This window comes from Campylobacter sp. BCW_6468, assembly GCF_001762865.1.
GTDB lineage: Bacteria > Campylobacterota > Campylobacteria > Campylobacterales > Campylobacteraceae > Campylobacter_D > Campylobacter_D jejuni.
In genome coordinates this window covers 37,007-58,551 of sequence record NZ_MJXQ01000043.1, presented here as the reverse complement: position 1 = coordinate 58,551, position 21,545 = coordinate 37,007, and the positions used below count along the sequence as shown (strand labels likewise).

Sequence of the window (21,545 nt, the reverse complement as noted above, 5' to 3'; positions counted from 1 at the left end):
GAAATTATCCTTCTTATAAAAAGAAGGATTAATATTTAAAAAGAAAAGTGGTTTAAATTTTCTAGATTGATGATTTGATCTAGAATTTTGTTAGCTTTAGCATTATCAAGGTAAATTTGTGCATTGGCTAAAAATTTAGCTTTTAATTCTTCAAAACTTAATGGATTATCAAAATTACCTTTATTTATAAAAACATCTTTTTGGATTGTGCGTCCATCTTGCAAACTGGCTTCTAAATGCCCTGGAAAATATTTTGGAAAGCCTTGAGATTTTCTTTTTTCGTAACTGATTTTTTTAGCAAATTCTAGTACTTCTTCACGCTTTAAATTTTCATAAGATTCAAGAGTGATTTTACCATCAAAGAATCCTAGAGTCATTAAAAAAGCATGGAAAATTTAGCTTCATAAGCACTATTTGGAGTGTATTTTGCTTCCAAAGGATCGCAGATAAAAGAAACAGGAACTTCATCTACAAAACAATGAATACTTTTAATTTCATCAGCTTTTAAACCATCATTTTTTAAAGCAATAGCACAATCAATAAGCCCATGAGCAAAATGACAACTTGGATAAGGCTTGATTCTTGCATAGTTTGCCAAATTTCTCCTAAGGCTTTGTTAAGTTCTGTTTTATCGCATTCTTCTTCTATGCCAAAACATTTAAAGATATTATCCCTACCTTCAAAAATACTCAAAGGTCCACTCATATGGTTTTTAGCAAAATGAGCTACTATAATACCGTTTTTAATAGCATTGGCAATATGCAAAACTTTTGAATTAGATCCATTGGATAAAAACTCATTAATCCCACTTGCAAAACTTCCTGCAAGTCCTAAAGCATTGATGATTTGTTCTTTGTTAAGATCTAGCAAGATTGCACTTGCACTTACGCTTCCAAAAATTCCTGCAATAGCAGTGGTATGAAAACCACGCTTATGAAAAGTACCTTTGCTTGCAATGCCTACTCTAGCTGCAATTTCCCAGCCTACTATAAAAGCTTTGATGATTTTTTTCGCATCTTTGTTAACATGAAAACCATAACTTAAACAAAGTGGAGTTAAAATTGCACTTGCATGCAAAATCGCTTCTGTATGTGTATCGTCAAAATCTAACGCATGAGAAGCAATGCCATCTAGCATGGCTGCGTATATAGGATCTAATTTTTGATCATTTACCCAAATAAGAGTATTTTTTTCTGTGCTTAAATTTTCAAAAGCTTTAAAAGCATTTAAAACACATTCTTCTTTGCTTGCTGCTATAGCTGTTCCAAGGCTATCAAGCATAAGTTCTTTAGCTCTTTGAACAACTGTATTAGGGATATTTTCATATTTAAGATTGAAAATAAAATCCGCTAAAATTTCACTATAGAACATGATTTTTCCTATTTTAAAATAGCACTATTTTTGATTTTTTCCAAAAATTCATCTACAAGTTTTGGTGCATATCCTACATAGGTTGTTGCATCAAGCAAAGCATCGATTTCTTTTTCTTTCAATACCTTAGATACTCTTTTATCTGCAAGTAAAACTTCTTTAAAGGTTTTTTGTTTTTCGATACCTAGCATAGCATTTTCATAAACAATCTCATGGGCGTGTTGTTTTCCATAATGATCGCTTAATGCAAACATAACACGCTCTGCTAAAACAAAACCATTAAGAGTATTTAAATTTTTAAGCATTTTGTCTTTTTTTACTTCTAAATCACTAAGAGCGAATTTCATATTTGCTAAAACCACAGAAAGCATTAAAAACATTTCAGGTAAAAGCTTCCATTCCATTTTTCAAACTTGGACCATCTCTTTCATGTTCATGTCTTTCAATATCACTTAAAATGGCTAAATTTGCTTTAAAGGCATTGCTTACTGTAACTGCATTTTCGCTTACTGCAGGATTTCTTTTGTGTGGCATAGTGCTTGATCCTACTCGTCCTTTGCCAAAAGGTTCAGCAACTTCATCAATTTCATTATGTGAAAGGATTAAAATTTCATGAGCGATTTTGTTAAAGGTTGCGTTGATATTGCCTAGTACAAAACCAAGTTCTATAAAGCGATCACGTGCGCTCTGCCAAGAAATATTAGGCACATCAAGTCCTAAATTTTCTAAAGTGAGTTTTTCTACTTCATTGCACTCATCACTTAAACTTGCTTTAGTTCCTACAGCGCTTACTATACTGCCTACATAAAGTCTTTTTTCAAGTTCAAGTATTCTTTCAAAATGACGCTCAAGTTCGCTTAACCAAATAGCCACTTTATGTCCAAAAGTAATAGGCAAAACTTGAAGTGCCAAAGTTCTTCCCATCATAGCAGTATTTTTATGGGTTTTAGCTAGTTTTGCTAGGGCTTTTGCGATAGCTTTTAATTCGCTTTTTATAAGAGTCATTGCTTCTTTAAATTGTAAAACCAGTCCTGTATCGATGATATCTTGAGTGGTTACTCCAAAATGTACATATTCGCCTAAATTATTATCGCAAGCTTTTTCTAATCCTCTTACAGTAGGAACTAAAGGGTGTTTGGTCTTTTTAAATTCAGCAAAGATAAAGTCCATATCCATAAATTTATAATGAGCTTTTTTTGCGATCTCATCAGCTGCTTTTTTAGGGATAATTTTAAGTTTTGCTTGTGCTTTTGCTAAAGCTGCTTCAACATCGAGCCATTTTTGTATGCGGTTTTGTTCGCAAAAAATAGCACGCATTTCCTGCGTGCTCCATGAGTCTGCTAGTAATCTATGATCAAATACGCTAATTCCTGTCATCTTATCTCCTTATTTTTTAATACTATCAAAAGCTTGTGTTAAATCAGCAATTAAATCTTTAGTATCTTCAAGACCTATATGAAATCTTACAAATGGTCCTCTTGCACTTAGGTCTGTTGCAGTTCTAGGTGGAGTAGTTACGGTGGCCAAGCTTTCATATCCACCCCAGCTAGCACCAATTGAAAAGTATTCTAGTTTATCTACAAATTTAATAGCATCATCTTTGCTATAACCTTCTGCAAATTCTATGGTAATCATACCATTTGCACCTTTATGATCACGCATGAAAATTTTATGATTTGGGTGGGATTTGAGTTTTGGATAGAAAATTGTTTTAATTTCTTTTCTACTTTGTAAAAACTCTACAATTTCATCAGCACTTTTTTCATGGGCTTTCATTCTTACATCTAGTGTTCTCATACCACGAAGTACTAAGTAAGCATCATCAGGACTTGTTGTAAAACCTAAAGCTTCTGGAAGTTTGTCAAAATTTTTCCATTCTTTTTCGTTGATTACTACTATACCCATGGTTACATCAGAGTGTCCGCTAAGATATTTTGTAGCGGCGATAACTGAAATATCCACTCCAAGTTCTAAAGGATTTAGAAAATATCCACTAGAATAAGTATTGTCAATAGCTACAGGGATATTATGCGCATGGGCAATTTTGCAAAGTTTTGGTAAATCTATGATTTCATAAAGTATAGAACCTGGACTTTCACATAGGATAAGCTTGGTATTAGGTTTGATTTTTTCTTCTACATCACTTGCATCAGCTTTTAAAAAATCAATTTCAATGCCCATTTTTTCTAAAAATAATTCGCAAATCGTTCTTACAGGCCCATAAATTGCATCAGTGATTAAAAAATGTGTATCTTTGCTTGCATAGTTTAAAAGCACCATAGCTAATGCTGCAAGTCCTGTTGGGAAAAGTTGTGCTCTATAACCACCCTCTAGAGTGCAAATAAGTTTTTCAAGTTCAAAATTGGTTGTTGTTCTTCTAGCTCCATAACTTAAAACACGATCTGTTTTTCTTAATCCTCTGTATTTTTGCCAAGTTGCGTGATCTTTAAAAAGTATGGTTGATGCACGCATAAGTGTAGGATTGACTGATCTTACTTCAGCGCCTTGATCGCCTCTGCCACAATGAATAAGTTTAGTTTTTGAGTTCATTTTTTCTCCTTTTTAAAGATAGATATAAGTCATAATAACATTTACAATAGCCGCTACAAGCATAGGAATAGCTGTTCTTTTAACCACGGCAAAAGGACTTACTCTTGCAATAGCTGAGATAGCTAAGATCGCTAGTGCAATAGGACTAACACATCTTCCAAAGCCCGTCATGATTTGAATCGGTGCTATCATAGTGATAGTTTCAACTCCAAAGTGTTTTGCTATATTTGGGATAAGTGGGGCAAAGCTAAAAAATGCCGCATTTCCTGAACCCATTAAGAAAGCACAAACCGCAAGTAAGATTGAAACAGCGATAATAATAGCCAAAACTCCAAATCCTGCATTTTTGCAAAATTCTATTAAAGTATCTACAAAACCTACAGATAAAAGACCACTTGCAAATACTTGACCACAAACGATGAGTGAAACTGTGATAACAAATAAATGTCCCATTCCTTTAAAGAAAATCATCATAGAATTAAGAGTTTCTACTATACTTTTATAGCGTATCATTTCAAAAATAATAGCCACAAAAGTTGAAATCACCATTGCTACTGGAACATTCATTTTAATTGCAGTGCTAGCAGCTGCTTTAACTTCTTCAGCGCTACTTATTCCCATTAAAACCAAGATGCTATCAAGCACGGAACTAAATCCTAGGATTAAAACCAAAGGAATTATAGGTAAAATCGCATAAATTCTAGGAGGCTTTTTAAGTTCTTTTTCTTTACCTTCATTTTCATTTAGTTCTTTTTTCAATTTCTTGCGCATTGAAGACAAAATTATCTTTTTTGTCAAAAAATTTATTGCAAAGATATATTGCAATACTTACAGCTATAATGATAGGCAAGGTTGTAGGGAGTTGATAATGAACAAAATAAATTGCAGGATCAACTTCAGCTTTTTCTGAGGCCATGATCACATTTCCACTTCCAGGTCCATGATCGATATATTGACAAATAGCAATCACACTTAAGGCAGAAAGTTTTGAAACACCAGAGCGTACAAGTATAGGATACATAGTAACCATAAGTAAAAGTGCCAAGTCTGCGTGAGAAGGGATGAAAAGAACTAAAAATTGCACGATAAAATAAGCAACTATGAGTAAAACATAAGGAGATTTTACGGCTTTTAAAGGTTTTTCAAAAACTTTAAAAAGTGCATAAGAAGCCCCTACATGATCCATATAAGCAGAAAAACCTGCTATAGTCATAAGTGTAAGTCCAAGCTCTACTAATGTACTTGGACATGGTTTGATTAAAAACTTGAAAAATATCAAAAAAACCTAGATTTAAAGAATCTTTGGTAACAATGTGTGGAGAAAGTCCAAAAATAGCAGCTAAGGAAAGTAAAAGCAAGCCACTTAAAAGCAGTGCCATGTGAGCATTGATTTTTTTATAAAGCATAAAAACAAGTAAAAAAACACTAAATAAAGAAAAAACAATACCTAGCATATTTTATCCTTTTTGAGCGATGACCTCTATCTCTACTTTAGCTTTTTTTGGTAGATCTTTTACTGCAAAAGCACTTCTTGCTGGATAAGGAGCTTTAAAAAATTCAGCATAAATTTCATTAAATGCTACAAAATCATTAATATCAGCTAAAAAGCAAGTGGTTTTAACCACTTTATCATAACTGATACCATTTTCTTCTAAGATAGCACCGATATTTTTCAAAGATTGTTTGGTTTGTTCTTTGATATCATGGCTTTCTATTTCGCCTGAATCAGGGTTGATAGGAAGTTGTCCTGATATAAATAAAAGTCCATTTACTTCTCTGTAAGCTGAGTATGGACCAATGGCCTTTGGATAGTTTGACATGAATTCTCCTTTGTTAAATATAGATTAAGCAGAATGCATTTTATCACTACAATAATAATTTGTCAATAGTTTATTATCATAATAATAAAATTTTATTTTTAAGAAATGTTTTAAAGTATAAAGAGTAGAATTTAATATTATATTAATTTTTTATTGAAGGCAGTTTTATGGATGAGGGACAAAAACAACAATTTATAAAGTTGACATATTTTTTAGGAGAAGTTTTAGGTGAGCAATATGAGATAGTTTTTCATGTAATTACTGAAGATGGGGCCTATATTGCAGCAATTGCTAACAGTCACATTAGTGGAAGAAGTTTAGATTCTCCCTTGACTGCTTTTGCAAGTGAGCTTATGCAAAATAAAAAATATTTAGAAAAAGATTTTTTATGTGATTATAAGGCTCTTGTTGGAAAATCAAAATTAATTAGAGGATCTACTTTTTTTATTAAAAATCATGACAAATTAGTAGGTATTTTGTGTATCAATCATGATACTAGCATTATGAGAGATTTAATATGTAAGATGATTGATTTAGAAAAAATTGGAGATATGGGTGATATTTTAGGAAATATTAGTTTTTCTCAAAATGATTCAAGTATAGAAACATTAAGTCACTCGATAGAGGATATTTTAGTTCAAAGCGTAGATTCTAGTTATTTAAATTCTGATTATCAATTAAGCATTACTCAAAAAGAAGAAATTGCTGAAAAGCTATATGAAAAAGGTATTTTTAATATAAAAGGGGCGGTTCCTATCGTAGCAAAATTTTTAAAAATTTCAGAACCTAGTGTCTATAGGTATCTGAAGAAATTTAAAAAATAACTAAAATTTTTTGATAAATTTTAGTATTTTTAGGCTTATTTTCTTTAAAAAATTATTTTTAGATTTTTTGAGTAAAAATTCTGCCACATCTTTGCGTCCAAACATAATAGCAAAAGTATAAGGTGTCATTCCTAAACCATTGTTTTCATCAATATTTGCTCCATATTTAACTAAAAGTTCACACATAGGTAAGTATCCTTTAAAACAAACTCCCGCTAATGGGGTTTGTCCACGATCGTTTTTTTCATCTACTTTTGCACCTTTTTCTAAAAGCATTTTAGCGCTTTCATAAGAATTATTATAAGCTGCAAGCATAAGCAAGCTATCGCCTTTATGAGTTTTTAAATTTACATTTAAACCTGCTTCTATCATGATTTTAAGATTTTCACATTCATTATTTCTTGCAAAATTAAAAGCCATTTTGCAAAGCTCTTCAAATCTTTTTTCTTCTTCTAAACTAAGAGTTGTCATTGTTTTTCCTTAATTATTATAATCTTTAGTTTGCCACCAAAAGTGGCAAGTAAAAATTATTTTTCTAAAGCTTTTTTAATTCCTTTTGCATAATCAGGTGAAATTTTTTCAAAATGTTCTAAAGCTCTAGTGATAATTTTTTCATCAACTCCCTCCATAGAAGCGGCGATATTATGAAAAAGTTGAGTTTTTTGATCATCATTCATAAGATTAAATAAAGCTCTTGGTTGAGTATAAAAGTCATTATCTAGTGGAGCATATCTTTGTGCTACGCCTTCTAAGACTAAATCAGGTTCAAGATAGCTTTTGTCTTCTTTTGGGCTATTATCATAGCTGTTTGGTTCATAATAAGCTGCATCATTTTTATAACTATCAAAATTCATAGCACCAGCGACATTGTAAGTATTCACTTCGCTTTTTGCACGATTTACGGGCAAAAGATGATAATTAGTTCCTATTCTATATCTTTGTGCATCAGGATATGAAAAAATTCTAGCTTGCAACATTTTATCAGGGCTAAAGCCAATTCCAGGAACGATATTGCTTGGACTAAAGGCAGCTTGTTCAACTTCATTAAAATAATTTTGAGGATTTTTGTTTAGAATCATTTCGCCTATATCCATCAAAGGCACAAGACTATGAGGCCAAATTTTTGTTAAATCAAAAGGATTAAATCCAAGTTTTTCTATATCTTTTTCAGCAAGAATTTGAACTTGAACTTTCCATTTTGGAAAATCTTTATTTTCTATAGCATTATAGAGATCTCTTTGATGACTTTCTCTATCTTTTGCTATAAGCTCGGCAGCTTCTTGGTTGGTAAGATTTTTAATCCCTTGTTGGGTTTTAAAATGGAATTTCACCCAAAATCTTTCATTTTTATCATTAATAAAACTATAAGTATGGCTTCCAAATCCATGCATATGACGATAACTTGCAGGAATTCCTCTATCGCTCATAAGAATGGTTACTTGATGTAAACTTTCAGGACATAAACTCCAAAAATCCCAAGCAGCATTATTACTTCTTAGATGAGTTCTTGGATCTCTTTTTTGAGTATGAATGAAATCAGGAAATTTATACGCATCACGGATAAAAAAAGTTGGAGTATTATTTCCTACTAAATCCCAGTTTCCTTCTTTGGTGTAAAATTTAATGGCAAATCCACGTACATCACGCTCAGCATCTGCTGCACCTGCTTCACCTGCAACAGTAGAAAAGCGTAGGAAAAGAGGAGTTATTTCTCCTTTTTGAAATATTTTTGCCTTAGTATAAGCAGATAAATCAGCGGTGATTTTTATTTCTCCATAAGCCCCACTTCCCTTGGCATGAACGGTTCTTTCTGGAATTCTTTCTCTATTTTGATGAGCAAGTTTTTCAAGCAAAAGATAATCTTGCATAAGCAAAGGTCCTTTTGCACCCGCGCTTAATGAATTTTGGTTATCGGCTATAATGTTTCCAAAATCGTTAGTCAATTTTTTCATTGTTTTCTCCTAAAATAATAAATTTTATCAATTAGTAAATTATATCTATTAAAAATTAAAATTAACTGAATAATTGCATTTTATTGATAATAAATTTCAAAATAAATTTAGTTTTTTTATATTATAATAATAATTATCAAAATATATTTTAAAAATCACAAAGGAGAATTTATGTCAGTTTTGGTTATTGGTGCAGATGAAATCACTCCTATTAGAGCTGTTTTACATGATTTAGGTGCTAAAAAAATAGAACACTGGGATGCGCGTAATGAAAATAGAGTTAATCGTAAGCCGATTCCTTGTGATACAGAATGTATAGTAATGTTAACAAGCTTTTTAAATCATAATACTATGAAAAAAATCAAAAATGAAGCTAAAAAGCGTAAAATTCCATTAGTTTGTGCAAAAAGAAGTGTAAGTTGTGTGTATTGTGAATATTGTAAAATTTTTAATCTTAATAAAGAATTTTCTTGCTATAAAGGTTAAAGATGTTATTTGGATTTGATGATAAGCAAGAATTTATACCGCAAATTTATCGCTATTTAAACAATCAAGAGCTTATGTTGACTTTTTTAACTCAATATAATGCGAGCGTTGATAGCGCTCTAAAAATTCCTCTTTCATATGCAAAAAATACCAAGAGTTTAAAAATGATATTTGGAAATTTTTTACATGATATAATGCATGTTTCATTTGGTAAGATTCAAAATATAAATATCAAGCTTAATGCATACGCTTTTTACTTTCAAAAAAGAAAAAGCTTAATTTTTAATACTAAAATATCTAAGAATGTCGATCTTTTAAGACTTTTAAGAATTTATCTTTATGGCATTTGTTTTGATGCGCAAATTTTATTTAGCTCTTATGTTTATGATAAGGTTTCTTTTCAAAATAATGGAAAAAATATAGATCAAGATGGTGATCTTATTATAATAGATAAGAAATTTGCAATTTTACCACTTTGCAAAGAGATTAATACACATAATTTAAAAATTGAAAATGAAATTCATGGATTATTGAATTTGATAAAAGAAAACAATTTTGAAAAATTTTATATTGTTTGTCCGCGTAACAAAAATTTCACACATTTTATTGAAATAAAACATTTTTTGTGTGATTTAAACAAAACTATGTTAAAATTAGTTCCGTATAAAATATCAAATCAAATTATAAGGAGAAAATAATGTCAGTAGCAGTAATCTATGGTAGTGCTATGGGGAATACAGAAGGAGCGGCTAATACAATTGCTTTAAAACTTGGAATTAGCGATGTTTTTAATATCTCAGATATTGATGCAGCTAAAATAAATTCTTACGATAAATTAATTTGTGGAACTTCAACTTGGGGAAGTGGTGATTTACAAGATGATTGGGATGGTTTTGATTTTTCAGGGCTTAGTCTTGGTGGAAAAACCGTAGCTGTATTTGGTATGGGTGATAGTGAAAGTTATTCTGATACTTTTTGTGGTGGCATGGGTAAATTAGCTCAAAATTTAAAAGATGCAGGCGCAAATTTGGTAGGAGAAGTTTCAACTGATGGTTATACATTTGAAGCAAGTGATGCGGTTGTAGATGGTAAATTTGTTGGACTTGCTCTTGACAATGATAATCAAGAAGATCAAACTGAATCAAGAATTGATGCTTGGATAGAACAAATCAAACCTTATTTTGCTTAATAATTCTTAAAATCAAGAGTTTTTATACTCTTGATTGTCTTTTCTTAAAAATAAAAAAACTCACTATTTGATTTATAATTTTATTTTCTAAAGATAATTGACAGCGTTCTTTATTTCCAAGATAAGCTGTTCTTGCAAGAAGACTTGTTTTTTGAGAATTGTGATTTTTAGAGTTGATTTGTAAATTAACTTGCATAGTATAGTAGTTTTCTACCATCCATTCTCCATCGCTTTCCAAAGGATCAAAATCATAAAAAAATCTTGCTGAAGTTGTGATTTTTTGAGCATAAGAATGCTTTTTCATATCTACAAGATTGATTAAAATTTCATAATCTGCATTCTCTTTTACTTCTTTTAAGCCTAAATTTTTAAGTTTTAAAGCCAAATCTCTATCTAGAGTAGTTTGAAGTTGACTAGGATTTTGAAAGGAAATTTTAAAACTTTGTTGTTTTTGTGATCTGATAAAAATGCCTTCATTGCTTGTTTGAATAAAGCTTTGTGTGAAAGTTGCATTGGTGCAAGCACTCATAAAGAGTGTTATAAAAAAGCTTAAAATTAAAGTAATTTTAGACATTAGGTTTATTTAATAATAGTTGGAGTAGCGCTAAGACCTAATGAGCGATATTTTTCATATAAGGAAAAAACTTCTTTTAATTCTGCATCGCTTACTTTTGGATAATTTTTGATATTTGCATCATAGTATTTGTTTAAAATTGCGATTTTTTCTTTATCATTTTTTGCTTTTTTTGCTTCTTTGTAGATTAGAGCGGATTTTTCAAAAGCAGATTTTCCATGTACTGGAGTTAAAATATAATTAACTTGATAGTTTTTAAGTTCATTATCAATTTGAGCTAAATGTTCTCTACAATAAGGGCATTCAGGATCCGAAAAAACATAAATTGCAGGTTTATTTTTATCTCCCAAAGCTATTACCATGGTTTCTTTTTGTGTTACAGCTTTAGCATTTTTTGTAAAATTTTCTCTTGCTTCTTGAAATTTTTTCATTTCATATTCTTGAGCATAAGAAATTCCCGTTTTCAAGTCGATAAGATCAGGGGTAATAAGACTATCTTTTGTAAAAAGAATGTTTTCTTGTTTTTGTCCATTTAATTCAACGCTTACAATAACACTTTCAAAACCCGTATTACCAACCTTTTGACGATTTGATACACTAACGGTAGTATTTGGAAATTGTGCTTTAATGCTTTTTGAATAAAAATCACTAATTTCTGAATTACTTGCAGCAAACAAAGATGCTGAACAGGCAAGAATTAAACTTAATTTTTTCATAGTTTACAAATCCTTTAAATAAATTATGTTTAATTCTATAATGATTTTCTAAATGTTTGTTAAAAATCTTTTTTCAGCTTCTTTGCTTACTTGAGGAAATTTGTCTAAGTATTCTAAATAAGCAATAGCATATTTTCTTGAAAGATTGAAATATTCTTTCATACTTTGCACATCAAGACTTTGATTTTTTAATAAATTTAAACATTCTTGCATAAGTTTTTCAAGAGCTTGTTTTTCTATAAAAAGATTGTGTGAAAGTCTTACAACTAAGCCTTTTTGGGTAAGTTTTTTGAGTATATTATCTCCGCTTTTTCTATCAAGTTCTAAAAAATCATAAAGATTATAAGGAGCTTCGGGTTTAATACCTTGTTTTTTTAAAATTTCATACATTTGGTTATTGTTTTTTTCTTGAAGTTTTTCAAAATCTATGCCTTTTTTAAAATAAATTCCATTTTGAAAATCCAATAAATTTGACATCTCTTTAAGCCCGAGTTCGCAAAAATTTTCACTTGCCCAAGTAATCCTTAAAGCTAAAGAATGTGCTGAAAGCATGGCATAAGGATTTTTTTCAAGTATGAATTTGATGAAATTTTTAATTTCTTCTAGACTTTGTAAATGATATACATTAAGATTTTTTTCATCAACAAATACTTGATTTAATTCTTTTGCTAATTTCAATGCTTTTTGATGAGAAAGTTTAAATCTCTGATAACTTGAAAGCAAGCCAAAGCCGTATTTGTGTGCGTCTTTTAAGAAAGAAAAAGCCGCTTTAAAATCTTTATTTTTCAAAAACATTAAAAATTTATTTTTTTGTTCTTTTTTTAAAGGTTCGCTTAAAGGATTTAAAACCTTACCACCGCCTATAACACGATTGTTTTGTAATAAAATAAAAGCCTCATCAAAACTTAAAAATACATTTTTATCAAAACTAAAATGCACAAAAAATTCATCATTTTCTAGTTTTTTTAATATATTTATTTTGCATTCTATTTGTCTTGAACCCACGCAAAAAATCATTTTGCTATTTTGTAAATTTTTTGCTTTAACTAAAGCATCGCATTCTTTAAAGGCTTTAAAATAACCTTTTTTACTTAGTAAATAACCTTTTTTCAACTCTTTATAATCACAATTTAAACTTAAAGCCACACGGTTGCAAGCTTTGATTTGCTCTAGATTGGTATCGTGATTTTGTATATTTTTAACAATGAGTTCTTTTTGAGTGTCTAAACAGATGATTTTTTCATTTAAAGTGATACTTCCTTCATTCAAGCTGCCTGTAACGACAGTTCCTATACCTTTTAGAGAAAAAACTCTATCGATATAATAATGAAAAATCAGTTCTTCATCATTTTCTTTGTTTTCTATGGTATAAAGATAATTTTTTAATTCTTCTATGCCTTGATTATTTTTTATACTGGTATGAAATACTTTTAAAATGGGATAATCTAAATTTTTTAACTCTTCTAAAATTTCTACACTTTTTTGCTCTATGTTTTCACAAAGATCGCATTTGCTAAGTACTAAAATGATATTTTTAATATCAAGAATTTTTAAAATTTCTAAATGTTCTAAACTTTGTTCTTTTAAACCCTCGTTAATATCTACGACAAATAAACAAACACTAAAGCCAAAAGCTCCACTTACCATAGTTTTAACCAAATCTTTATGTCCTGGAACATCGATAAAAGAAATGTTTTTATCTTTTAATTTAAGATTTGAAAAACTTAAATTAATGGTGATTTGTCTTTCTTGTTCTTCTTTTAAACTATCGCCTTCAAAACCATTTAAAGCTTTAATGAGTGAAGTTTTTCCATGATCAATATGTCCTGCGGTTCCTATAATAACAGATTTCATAAGTTTTCCATTTGATTAATTGTAAGAATAAGTTTTTGAAGTTCATTTTCTCGTATAGTTCTAAAATCAAGAACAAATTCATCATTTTCAATGCGTCCTATGATATTTTCTTTTCTAAATCGAGTTTGTAGTTTTAAAGCATCTCCTTGAAAAGTTAGTATATAAGTATCTAAACTTTTATCAGGCATAGAACCTCCTCCTACTAAACTTTTGCTTTTTTTGAGTTGGGTTTGAAATTTTAATTCTTTTTGCACTCTTAAAGCTTTTTCTTCTATAAAGGATAAGTCATCATTTAAAAGTTTTAAGGTAATAATTTTTTCATAATCTTTTTGTAAATAAGCTTTTAAGCTTTCATTTAAAAAAGATAGGGTTAATTTATCCACTCTTAGCATTCTTAAAAGTTGATTTTGTTTAAGTTTTTCTATGAGTTCTTTTTTTCCAAGTATAATGCCTGCTTGCACACTACCAAAAAGTTTATCTCCACTAAAACTTAAAATATCACATTCTTGTACGAGTTTTTTGATTTTAGGTTCATTTTTAATCAGCTTTTCATTTAAATTTTCACACCAGCCAGAACCTAGATCATAATAACTCAAAAGCCCTTTTTCTTTTGCTAGTTCATGTAGATCTTTTATATTTACTTCACTATGAAAACCCATAAGAGCGAAATTAGACTTGTGGGTTTTTAAAATTAGAGCGGTATTTTCACTGATAGCTTGTTCATAGTCTTTTAAGTGTGTTTTGTTACTAGTTCCAACTTCGCAAAGCTTTACACCTGCAGCTTTTATCACTTCAGGCACACGAAAACTTCCGCCAATTTCTACAAGTTCTCCTCTTGAGCTTATGACTTCTTTATCATAACAAAGAGAATTAAGCACTAAAAAAACTGCTGCAGCGTTGTTATTGACTACTAAAGCATCTTCGCATTCAAAAAGCATTTTAAGTTTTTCCAATACCAAAGCATAGCGAGAGCCTCTTTTTCCATTTTCTAAATCAAACTCTACATTAGAATAATTACAAATGATATCTTTACACGCTTCATAAAGTTCTTCATGGATTACACTTCTGCCAAGGTTTGTGTGTATAACCACTCCGCTTGCATTAATCACACTTTGTAAATCTTTGCGGTAAAAAGTTTTGATTTCTTTTTTGATTTCTAAAAGTAGTTTATCTTTAGAAATTTCATCTTGGGAAAAATTTTCTTTTAGTTTTGCGACAACTTTTTTACAAAAAAATGCTTTGATATAAAAAGGATAGGATTTTAAACTCTCATCTTCAATAAGAGTGTTAATCTGTGGAAAAGTTCTAAATTTGTTCATCTTAAGCCTTAAGAAAATATTTGGTTATTTTAACATAGAATTTATAAAATGATGTTTTAAAGAGATTAAGGAAGACAATGCAAGATTTTGTTTATATAAAAAATGATGTTTTAATCCCTTTGCCTGATGCTATTGAAATTTTAGATCAGGCAAATGATAAAGAAGCATTAATTTGCAATGATAAAAATCAAAAAGCACAAATTTATGCCCCTGAGATTAATTTTTATCTTAAAAATTCTCAAGATGAAATTTTAGATCAAAGTAAAAATGTTTTAACGCTTTATAAAGCAAGAGCTAGCGTTTATGATTTAGGGCTTGATTTAGAACAAAGCAAAGAAGTGCAAAATCGTTTGATTTTAGTAGATAGTGATACTCAAACTGTCGAGTTTTTAAAAGAACATGGATTTAAGGTTATTGCTTTAAGCAGTGCAGAAATTTTAGCTGTTTTTGGAAGTGTAGGGGAGCTTTGTGCTGTGGTTAAAAATCAAGGCGAAGAAGTGGAAATAGATTTTGATTTTTTACTTTTTAAAGCTGAAGATTTAAGCGTTGTGCGTAAAGATTTTACAAGACAAAGTGGATGTTATAATCTTTTAAATTTTGAAAATCTTGAAGTATTGCTTGAGTTTTTGCAAAGTAAAAGTCCAAAATATCCTTATAAAACTTATATTAGCTATAATGCTAGCGTGTGTCAATACCACGAAAGACGCAGTGAACATTGTGCAAAATGTGCTGAAATTTGTCCTACTGTAGCGATTTTAAAAGATGATGAAAAAAAGCATTTAGAATTTTCTCAAGTGGATTGTTTGGGTTGTGGAGGATGTATTAGTGTGTGTCCTAGCGGATCGCTTGATTATGCTCCTATGCCAAGAGAAAGTTTTTTTACCCTTTGTGAGTTTTATAAAGATAAAAAAATTTTAATTATTCCTAAAAAAATGTCTTTAGAAAATTTAAACCTTGCTTTACCAAAAGATGTTTTACCCTTTATGATAGAGGGTGAAAAATGGCTTTCTTCTATGCATTTTTTAACACTTTTGCAAAATAGTGGTGCAAATTTGGTTTTTTATACGGACTTTGTATCTCGTGGTAGCAATGAAGCCATTATGCTTTTAAATACTTTTTTTGAGAGAAAATTTCAAAAAAAAGCTATTTTTGTTGCTAAAGATGAAAAAGAATTGCAAAATGTTTTAAAAGAGCAAGAATTCATACAAGATTTAAAATATGATTTTCATAATAACACCTTAACTACAAGAGAAAATTTTGCCAAAAGAATGCAAGAAATGATAAAAAATGAAGATTTTGGTAGTATAGAAAGTGGCGAATGGTTGCGTTATGGTAAGGTAGAAATCAATCCTAATACCTGTACGCTTTGTCTTTCTTGTGTGGGTGCCTGTAATGTAGGAGCTTTAATCGCTGATAAACAAGAAAATGCTTTGAAATTCAATGCTTCTCTTTGTACGACTTGTGGGTATTGTGAGTTAAGTTGTGCTGAAAAAGATACTTTAAAATTATTTCGTAGTGGAATGGAGTTTAGAGCTTCTTATTTTGAATATCAAACCATGGCAAAAGATGGGCTTTTTTCCTGTATAGAATGCGGTAAAGAATTTGCGACCAAAAAAGCTGTAGAAAAAATAGCCAATTTAATGAAACCTAAATTTGGTAATGATGAAAATAAAATCAAAACACTTTATTGCTGTGCAGATTGCAAGGCAAAAGTGATGATAAAAGCAATGGGTTTTGCGGGGCAAAATTAGATCTTAATTTTGCCTTCTAATTCTTCTTTATTTGTAAGTTTGCTATCAAATTTAACAACAAGATTTTTAGAGTTTTTATAAATATCTACAACCCCTAAATTTTCACTAAAAGTACTGAAATTTAAAGGTGTTTCTAAAGGTAGATAAAGGTTTTTAAAATCAGCTGGATTTTTTAAGAAAAATAATGCTACAAGCCAAATTAGAGCTAAAATTACTAAAATAATAGCTAAAAGATTTAAGGCATCTAGATGTAAAAATATCCCTCCGATAATACCACCTATAAAACTTCCACCATATCCAAAAGCATTAAACAACCCTAATGCCGCACCTTTTTCATGAACTTTACAAAATTTTGATGCACAACTTTGCATAATAGGCTCATGTAAATTAAAACCTATAAAAAAAATCACAACTGCTATGATAAAAAAATCTATAGAATTACTAAAAGCAAAGAAAAGATAAGAAAGTATGAAAAAAACAATTCCTAAGAGTAAAATTTGTTTAGCTAAACCTCTTTTTTCGCCTAAACTTCCAGCAAAGCCCATAGCGATAAAACCTGCTACCATAGAAGCGCTATAAACAATCCAAAGTTTATCAGAAGCAAAGCCTAAATGTTTTACTAGAATGATAGGAATGCTTAAAAATGCTATACTCATAAGCATTTTTTGCATGAAATTAGTAAGATTCATAAGGGCTAAATTTTTTTGTTTAATAAGATGAAAAAAAGGAGTTTTTTCATTTTCATGAGTGATTTTGTTTTCTTTAGGTACAATAGTATAAAGCAAAATTATACATAAAAGAGACAAAGCTGCACTAAGATCAAAAAGGCTAGATAAACCCCATTTTGCACTCATTAAAGGAGAGATCACCATAGAAGCTGCAAAACTAAGTCCTATAAAAGAACCCATTACCGCCATGGCTTTACCACGATTTTCTTCTGTGATAAAATCACTTATCATTGCTGTAGCCACAGCTCCAATAGCTCCTGCACCTTGGAGCATTCTTCCTAAAAGCATGGTGTAAATATTTTCCGCAAAAGAGCAGATTAAAGAGCCTATTATAAAAATAATCAGTCCAATGAGCATGGTTTTTTTACGACCAATTTTATCACTTAAAATCCCAAAAGGCACTTGTAAAATCATTTGAGTTAAGGCATAAACACCAACTAAAAGTCCCACTAAAAATTCATTAGCACCTTCAAGTTTTAAAGCATAAAGACTTAAAACTGGCAAAACTATAAACAGCCCAAAAAATCTTGTTCCAACTATGAAAGATAAGGGTAAGACATAATTTAGCATTATCAATTTCCTATTAAATTTGAAATTTAAATTAGGATAATTTTACTATGAAATGGATTAAGCATTGATTAACATCGTTTTATCATTTGATATTTAAAAGCTACGCACAAGGATAAATTTTATAAAATCATATTTTTGTTTTTGATATTATTTTGGAGCTTTTGTTATGAAGATTATCCTAGCTACGAGCAATAAACATAAAGTTTTAGAACTTAAAGAAATTTTAAAAGATTTTGAAATTTATGCTTTTGATGAAGTTTTAATGCCTTTTGAGATTGAAGAAAATGGAAAAACTTTTAAAGAAAACGCCTTGATTAAAGCAAGAGCGGTTTTTAATGCTTTGGATGAAAAGCAAAAAAAAGATTTTATCGCTTTAAGTGATGATAGCGGCATTTGTGTAGATGTTTTAGAAGGAAATCCAGGAATTTATTCTGCTCGATTTAGCGGTAAGGGCGATGATAAAAGTAACCGTGATAAACTTGTCAATGAAATGATAAAAAAAGGTTTTAAACAAAGTAAGGCGCATTATGTTGCTGCTATTGCTATGGTAGGTTTGATGGGGGAATTTAGTACGCATGGAACCATGCATGGAAAAGTAATAGATACAGAAAAAGGTGAAAATGGTTTTGGTTATGATAGCCTTTTTATTCCAAAGGGTTTTGATAAAACCTTAGCCCAACTTAGCGTGGATGAGAAGAATAATATCTCTCATCGTTTTAAAGCTTTAGAGCTTGCAAAAATCATTTTAAAGATTTTAAATAAAGGATAAAAATGAAAAATTTTTTAAAATATATAGCTATTATTGTTTTAATATATGCTCTTTATGTTGGTTTGGAAACTTGGTTTTCTTAGAATAAATAGTTATTAAAAAGCTTGGTAATAAGAACAAACTTCCACTTAAAAGCAAAATCATTACAAAAACGGTTAAAATTCCAAAATAAATCGTTGGAATGAAATTACTACTCATCATAACACTAAAACCTAAAACTATGCTAATTGTGGTATAATAAAGTGCCGAACCTATACTAAGGTGAGAAATCATAATGGCTTCTTCTAGGCTTTTGTTTTTAATTTCTTCCCTAAAACGATAAATATAATGTATAGCATCATCAACGCCTATACCTATAGCAATAGCAGCTATAGTAATACTCATCATATCCAAAGGAATACCTAAAAGCCCCATAAGAGCAAAAACCACACTTAAAGGAATAACATTTACCAATATAGCCGCAACTGAAAATTTTAAATCTCTAAAAACAATGATAAAAAGTATAAAAATAGCTAAAATTACAAATATAAGAGTATCAAATTGCGATGAAAAAAGACTTTGGAGCATATTATTATAAAGTACCATTATACCTGTGATTTGAACTTCTACTCCATCATTTTTTACAAGCTCGTTGAGCTGTTTTTTAAGATCTATTAAAAATTCATTACGTCTTAAATTCGGATCAGAATCAACAATACGCATACTAAATCTTAACTCGTTATTCTCTATACTTACAAAAGGTGAAAGCAAGTCTTGTTTAAATTTAGCAGGTAAATTCTCATTTAAAAACGCAAGAGCAAAATCATCTAACTCTTTTCCATCGTTGATATTTTTCCCTAGGGTTAAAAGACTATTAAGACTTAAAATCGAGCCTACAAATTCTTTATTTTCTAAAAATTCATGAACTTTTTTTGCAATGCGTGTTTTTTTAGAGTCAAACCAATAAGTTTCTTGTGTGGCTAAATTTTCAAATTCGCTTTCAAAACTATCAAGAGTATTGCTTGTATTTTGATCGTTTTTATTATTTGGAAAACGAATGATGACTTCTAAAGGCAAGGTTCCACCTAGATTTTTATCAATAACCAAAAGTCCTTTTTTGATTTCACTGCCATCTTTGAAATAATTGACAAAAGAATTTTCAACTCTGAGTTTTGAAATGCCTATTAAAGCTAAGATTATAGCAAGAACTGAAATTCCATAAATCATGCGACGCTTTTTAGGATCAAGAGCGGTTTTAGCACAAAAGGCTAAAAGATTAAATTTAAACTCTTTTTTATGATAGTTTTTTGGTTTTAAAAGAACTAAGATACTTGCTAAAAATAAATAACTAAAGATAAGAGCTAAACCTATACCTATACTCATCATAATACCAAGTTTTATGATAGGTTCGATATTTGAAAGCATTAAAGAAAAAAATCCTATCATCGTTGTAACAATGGCATAAAGGCTAGGATTTGCTTTGGCTAGTAAGGTTTCAAGCACTATGCGCTCAACTTTAGCTTTGGGATGATTTTGGGTATTTTCGATAAAATGCGTGATCAAATGAACAACTACACTTAAGGTGATAATTAAAACCAAAGCAATGTAATTTGATGAAATAACTGTGATTTGAAAATTTAAAAGTGCAAAAACTCCACTAGCTGCACTTAAGCTTATAAAACAAATAAAAAGAGGTAAAAAAACAAAGCGCCATGAACGGAAAAAATAATAAAGTGCAAGTCCTAGTAAAAATACAAGAGAAACACCATAAAGCACAAGATCAGATTTTATATAAGCTATCATATCATCAGCGATCATGCTTACGCCACCAAGGTAGAGCGTATCTTTATTTTTTTCATAATTTCGAACTATGCTTTTAATAGTATCTAGACTTTGTTTCGTGATAACTTTTTGCTTGTCTTGATGTTCTTTTATGGCAAGACGAATTTGATCTTTTTCATCGGTAGCAAGATCGCGTTTTTCTATAAGATTATTATAAACTGTATCAGGCTTTAAGTAAATAATAAGCCCTGTTACTTTTCCATCTTTTGAGATGATATTATTTTTATAAAAGGGACTATTTAAAATTTCATTTCGGGCTTTTGTGCGGTTTATATCTTGGCTTTCTATGTTTGGGATATTTTTTAACAGTTCTTTTAAATCCGTATTTTGTGAATTTTGAAGCAAAGGGGCATTGATGATGCTAAAAACGCGCTCTACTAAAGGGGCCTTTTCTAATTCTTCATGAAGTTTTTTTAATTTGGCTAAATTTTCATTTGAAAAAGGTTTTTCATCATAGGGTTTGAAGGCTAAAAGTAAAAAATTATCACTTTTATAATGTTTTGAAATTTCTCTAAAAGTTTTTAAATCTGTATCATCTTCTAAAAGTAAACTTTCAGCACTTGCATCTACACTAAGCTTAAAAGCAAAAAAGCTTAAAAACAGGCATATAAACAAGGTTCCAAAAAAAGTACTTTTTGGACGAGAAATAAAAAACTTTAAAAGCTTTGCAAACATTATTCTATGACAATACTTTCAAGTTTTTGAAGTAGGGCATCAAAGCCTTGGTTGGTTAAAATATCTCCAAATTGTGATCTATAAGTTTGTACTATACTCACACCTAAAACATCTACATCATAAATAAGCCAGTTATTATTATCATTGTAAAATTTAAAAATGATATTTTTTTCTTCCCCATCTACTACCATAGAAGTAGTTAAAAAATAGCGTTTTTCATTTTTTAACTCACCATTTTTGACCTTTAAAACCTGATCTTTATAAAGACTGAGTTTATCGGTAAAACTTTTTTTAAGACTTGCTTCAAAGGCTGTGGTAAATTTTTCTTGTTCTTTTGGATTTAATTTAGAATAATTTTTCGAAAGACTGAGTTTTGCCATGAGTTTATAATCTATTATGCTATCAAAAAGTTTAAAAATTCCATCAGCAGCTTGTTTTTTGTCTTCTTTGCTATCTTGTAAAAGTTTTAAGCTTGCATCAATGTTTTTTTGCATAGTACTAGAAATTTCATCTAGCTGCAAGGCAAAAGCATTAAAAAATAAAACCAAGATTAAAAATATTTTTTTCATTATTTTC

The 21,545-nt window shown here is 29.9% G+C and carries 18 protein-coding genes and 3 pseudogenes; 6 read left to right on the top strand and 15 right to left on the bottom strand.

The features are described 5' to 3' along the window. Positions 1 to 35 precede the first annotated feature (35 nt). From AJ889_RS08885 to AJ889_RS08865, 6 genes and pseudogenes are all read right to left on the bottom strand, one after another. Positions 36 to 1,371: pseudogene (locus AJ889_RS08885) on the bottom strand (MmgE/PrpD family protein). An 8-nt stretch (positions 1,372 to 1,379) separates the two neighbouring features. Further along, positions 1,380 to 2,748: pseudogene (gene purB / locus AJ889_RS08880) on the bottom strand (adenylosuccinate lyase). Between the two features lie 9 nt (positions 2,749 to 2,757). Further along, positions 2,758 to 3,921, bottom strand: coding sequence for a PLP-dependent aspartate aminotransferase family protein (locus AJ889_RS08875; RefSeq protein ID WP_070293365.1), 1,164 nt, complete (start codon positions 3,919 to 3,921; stop codon positions 2,758 to 2,760). A 12-nt stretch (positions 3,922 to 3,933) separates the two neighbouring features. Beyond that, positions 3,934 to 5,107 (bottom strand): annotated as a pseudogene (gene dcuC, locus AJ889_RS08870) (C4-dicarboxylate transporter DcuC). Then, positions 5,073 to 5,375: a hypothetical protein gene (locus tag AJ889_RS09835; protein WP_230108786.1), complete on the bottom strand. Its 303-nt coding sequence runs from the start codon at positions 5,373 to 5,375 to the stop codon at positions 5,073 to 5,075. Before AJ889_RS09835 ends, dcuC begins: the two are co-directional and overlap by 35 nt. 3 nt (positions 5,376 to 5,378) lie before the next feature. After that, complete coding sequence (locus AJ889_RS08865) at positions 5,379 to 5,741, bottom strand: RidA family protein (RefSeq protein ID WP_002869572.1); 363 nt, start codon at positions 5,739 to 5,741, stop codon at positions 5,379 to 5,381. Positions 5,742 to 5,908: 167 nt separating this feature from the next. Here AJ889_RS08865 and AJ889_RS08860 point away from each other — a divergent pair, with 167 nt between their 5' ends. Next, positions 5,909 to 6,565 (top strand): transcriptional regulator, encoded by a 657-nt coding sequence (locus tag AJ889_RS08860; RefSeq protein WP_002858310.1) that lies wholly within the window; start codon positions 5,909 to 5,911, stop codon positions 6,563 to 6,565. Here the strand turns inward: AJ889_RS08860 and AJ889_RS08855 are convergent, their stop codons facing one another. Both AJ889_RS08855 and AJ889_RS08850 read right to left on the bottom strand, forming a co-directional pair. Next, positions 6,566 to 7,036 carry a Cj1386 family hemin-binding protein gene (locus tag AJ889_RS08855; RefSeq protein WP_002858381.1) on the bottom strand — a complete coding sequence of 157 codons (471 nt, stop codon included), beginning with the start codon at positions 7,034 to 7,036 and terminating at the stop codon, positions 6,566 to 6,568. Positions 7,037 to 7,092: 56 nt separating this feature from the next. Beyond that, positions 7,093 to 8,517 (bottom strand): catalase, encoded by a 1,425-nt coding sequence (locus tag AJ889_RS08850; RefSeq protein ID WP_002869571.1) that lies wholly within the window; start codon positions 8,515 to 8,517, stop codon positions 7,093 to 7,095. 171 nt (positions 8,518 to 8,688) lie between these two features. Between AJ889_RS08850 and AJ889_RS08845 the strand changes: the two genes are divergently transcribed. Genes AJ889_RS08845 through fldA form a run of 3 tightly spaced genes read left to right on the top strand, consistent with a single transcriptional unit; the run spans position 8,689 to position 10,192 of the window. After that, positions 8,689 to 9,003, top strand: coding sequence for a DUF2325 domain-containing protein (locus AJ889_RS08845; protein ID WP_002855637.1), 315 nt, complete (start codon positions 8,689 to 8,691; stop codon positions 9,001 to 9,003). Positions 9,004 to 9,005: 2 nt separating this feature from the next. Beyond that, positions 9,006 to 9,701 carry a hypothetical protein gene (locus tag AJ889_RS08840; protein ID WP_002869570.1) on the top strand — a complete coding sequence of 232 codons (696 nt, stop codon included), beginning with the start codon at positions 9,006 to 9,008 and terminating at the stop codon, positions 9,699 to 9,701. Further along, the gene (gene fldA, locus AJ889_RS08835) at positions 9,701 to 10,192 is read left to right on the top strand and encodes a flavodoxin FldA (RefSeq protein WP_002875987.1); all 492 of its coding nucleotides are present in this window, start codon (positions 9,701 to 9,703) and stop codon (positions 10,190 to 10,192) included. Before AJ889_RS08840 ends, fldA begins: the two co-directional genes overlap by 1 nt. A 22-nt stretch (positions 10,193 to 10,214) precedes the next feature. Here fldA and AJ889_RS08830 read toward each other — a convergent pair whose 3' ends face one another. Genes AJ889_RS08830 through selA form a run of 4 tightly spaced genes read right to left on the bottom strand, consistent with a single transcriptional unit; the run spans position 10,215 to position 14,655 of the window. Next, positions 10,215 to 10,766 (bottom strand): hypothetical protein, encoded by a 552-nt coding sequence (locus AJ889_RS08830; protein ID WP_032584832.1) that lies wholly within the window; start codon positions 10,764 to 10,766, stop codon positions 10,215 to 10,217. 5 nt (positions 10,767 to 10,771) lie between these two features. Beyond that, positions 10,772 to 11,482 carry a thioredoxin fold domain-containing protein gene (locus tag AJ889_RS08825; protein ID WP_002934889.1) on the bottom strand — a complete coding sequence of 237 codons (711 nt, stop codon included), beginning with the start codon at positions 11,480 to 11,482 and terminating at the stop codon, positions 10,772 to 10,774. A 48-nt stretch (positions 11,483 to 11,530) separates the two neighbouring features. Next, positions 11,531 to 13,336, bottom strand: a complete 1,806-nt coding sequence (gene selB, locus AJ889_RS08820) for a selenocysteine-specific translation elongation factor (RefSeq protein WP_002857930.1) — start codon at positions 13,334 to 13,336, stop codon at positions 11,531 to 11,533. Continuing rightward, the gene (selA, locus tag AJ889_RS08815; protein ID WP_002909651.1) at positions 13,333 to 14,655 is read right to left on the bottom strand and encodes an L-seryl-tRNA(Sec) selenium transferase; all 1,323 of its coding nucleotides are present in this window, start codon (positions 14,653 to 14,655) and stop codon (positions 13,333 to 13,335) included. Before selA ends, selB begins: the two co-directional genes overlap by 4 nt. A gap of 77 nt (positions 14,656 to 14,732) precedes the next feature. Here selA and AJ889_RS08810 point away from each other — a divergent pair, with 77 nt between their 5' ends. Beyond that, positions 14,733 to 16,406 (top strand): 4Fe-4S dicluster domain-containing protein, encoded by a 1,674-nt coding sequence (locus tag AJ889_RS08810; protein ID WP_002887933.1) that lies wholly within the window; start codon positions 14,733 to 14,735, stop codon positions 16,404 to 16,406. On the opposite strand, the gene AJ889_RS08805 is transcribed toward AJ889_RS08810, so the two are convergent. Further along, positions 16,403 to 17,704: an MFS transporter gene (locus AJ889_RS08805; protein ID WP_002860407.1), complete on the bottom strand. Its 1,302-nt coding sequence runs from the start codon at positions 17,702 to 17,704 to the stop codon at positions 16,403 to 16,405. The genes AJ889_RS08810 and AJ889_RS08805 overlap by 4 nt on opposite strands. Before the next feature lie 166 nt (positions 17,705 to 17,870). Between AJ889_RS08805 and rdgB the strand changes: the two genes are divergently transcribed. Next, the gene (rdgB, locus tag AJ889_RS08800) at positions 17,871 to 18,473 is read left to right on the top strand and encodes an RdgB/HAM1 family non-canonical purine NTP pyrophosphatase (RefSeq protein ID WP_002855675.1); all 603 of its coding nucleotides are present in this window, start codon (positions 17,871 to 17,873) and stop codon (positions 18,471 to 18,473) included. A 30-nt stretch (positions 18,474 to 18,503) separates the two neighbouring features. On the opposite strand, the gene AJ889_RS08795 is transcribed toward rdgB, so the two are convergent. After that, positions 18,504 to 20,969 (bottom strand): RND family transporter, encoded by a 2,466-nt coding sequence (locus tag AJ889_RS08795; protein ID WP_032584840.1) that lies wholly within the window; start codon positions 20,967 to 20,969, stop codon positions 18,504 to 18,506. Next, a complete protein-coding gene (locus AJ889_RS08790) occupies positions 20,969 to 21,538 on the bottom strand; it encodes an ABC transporter substrate-binding protein (RefSeq protein WP_032584842.1) in 570 nt (189 codons plus the stop codon). Before AJ889_RS08790 ends, AJ889_RS08795 begins: the two co-directional genes overlap by 1 nt. Positions 21,539 to 21,545: the final 7 nt, after the last annotated feature.

Coding starts and splice junctions, on each gene's coding strand:
- AJ889_RS08875 (WP_070293365.1), bottom strand. CDS start 3,921: ATGAACTCAAAAACTAAACTTATTCATTGTGGCAGAGGCGATCAAGGC.
- AJ889_RS09835 (WP_230108786.1), bottom strand. CDS start 5,375: ATGCTAGGTATTGTTTTTTCTTTATTTAGTGTTTTTTTACTTGTTTTT.
- AJ889_RS08865 (WP_002869572.1), bottom strand. CDS start 5,741: ATGTCAAACTATCCAAAGGCCATTGGTCCATACTCAGCTTACAGAGAA.
- AJ889_RS08860 (WP_002858310.1), top strand. CDS start 5,909: ATGGATGAGGGACAAAAACAACAATTTATAAAGTTGACATATTTTTTA.
- AJ889_RS08855 (WP_002858381.1), bottom strand. CDS start 7,036: ATGACAACTCTTAGTTTAGAAGAAGAAAAAAGATTTGAAGAGCTTTGC.
- AJ889_RS08850 (WP_002869571.1), bottom strand. CDS start 8,517: ATGAAAAAATTGACTAACGATTTTGGAAACATTATAGCCGATAACCAA.
- AJ889_RS08845 (WP_002855637.1), top strand. CDS start 8,689: ATGTCAGTTTTGGTTATTGGTGCAGATGAAATCACTCCTATTAGAGCT.
- AJ889_RS08840 (WP_002869570.1), top strand. CDS start 9,006: ATGTTATTTGGATTTGATGATAAGCAAGAATTTATACCGCAAATTTAT.
- fldA (WP_002875987.1), top strand. CDS start 9,701: ATGTCAGTAGCAGTAATCTATGGTAGTGCTATGGGGAATACAGAAGGA.
- AJ889_RS08830 (WP_032584832.1), bottom strand. CDS start 10,766: ATGTCTAAAATTACTTTAATTTTAAGCTTTTTTATAACACTCTTTATG.
- AJ889_RS08825 (WP_002934889.1), bottom strand. CDS start 11,482: ATGAAAAAATTAAGTTTAATTCTTGCCTGTTCAGCATCTTTGTTTGCT.
- selB (WP_002857930.1), bottom strand. CDS start 13,336: ATGAAATCTGTTATTATAGGAACCGCAGGACATATTGATCATGGAAAA.
- selA (WP_002909651.1), bottom strand. CDS start 14,655: ATGAACAAATTTAGAACTTTTCCACAGATTAACACTCTTATTGAAGAT.
- AJ889_RS08810 (WP_002887933.1), top strand. CDS start 14,733: ATGCAAGATTTTGTTTATATAAAAAATGATGTTTTAATCCCTTTGCCT.
- AJ889_RS08805 (WP_002860407.1), bottom strand. CDS start 17,704: ATGCTAAATTATGTCTTACCCTTATCTTTCATAGTTGGAACAAGATTT.
- rdgB (WP_002855675.1), top strand. CDS start 17,871: ATGAAGATTATCCTAGCTACGAGCAATAAACATAAAGTTTTAGAACTT.
- AJ889_RS08795 (WP_032584840.1), bottom strand. CDS start 20,969: ATGTTTGCAAAGCTTTTAAAGTTTTTTATTTCTCGTCCAAAAAGTACT.
- AJ889_RS08790 (WP_032584842.1), bottom strand. CDS start 21,538: ATGAAAAAAATATTTTTAATCTTGGTTTTATTTTTTAATGCTTTTGCC.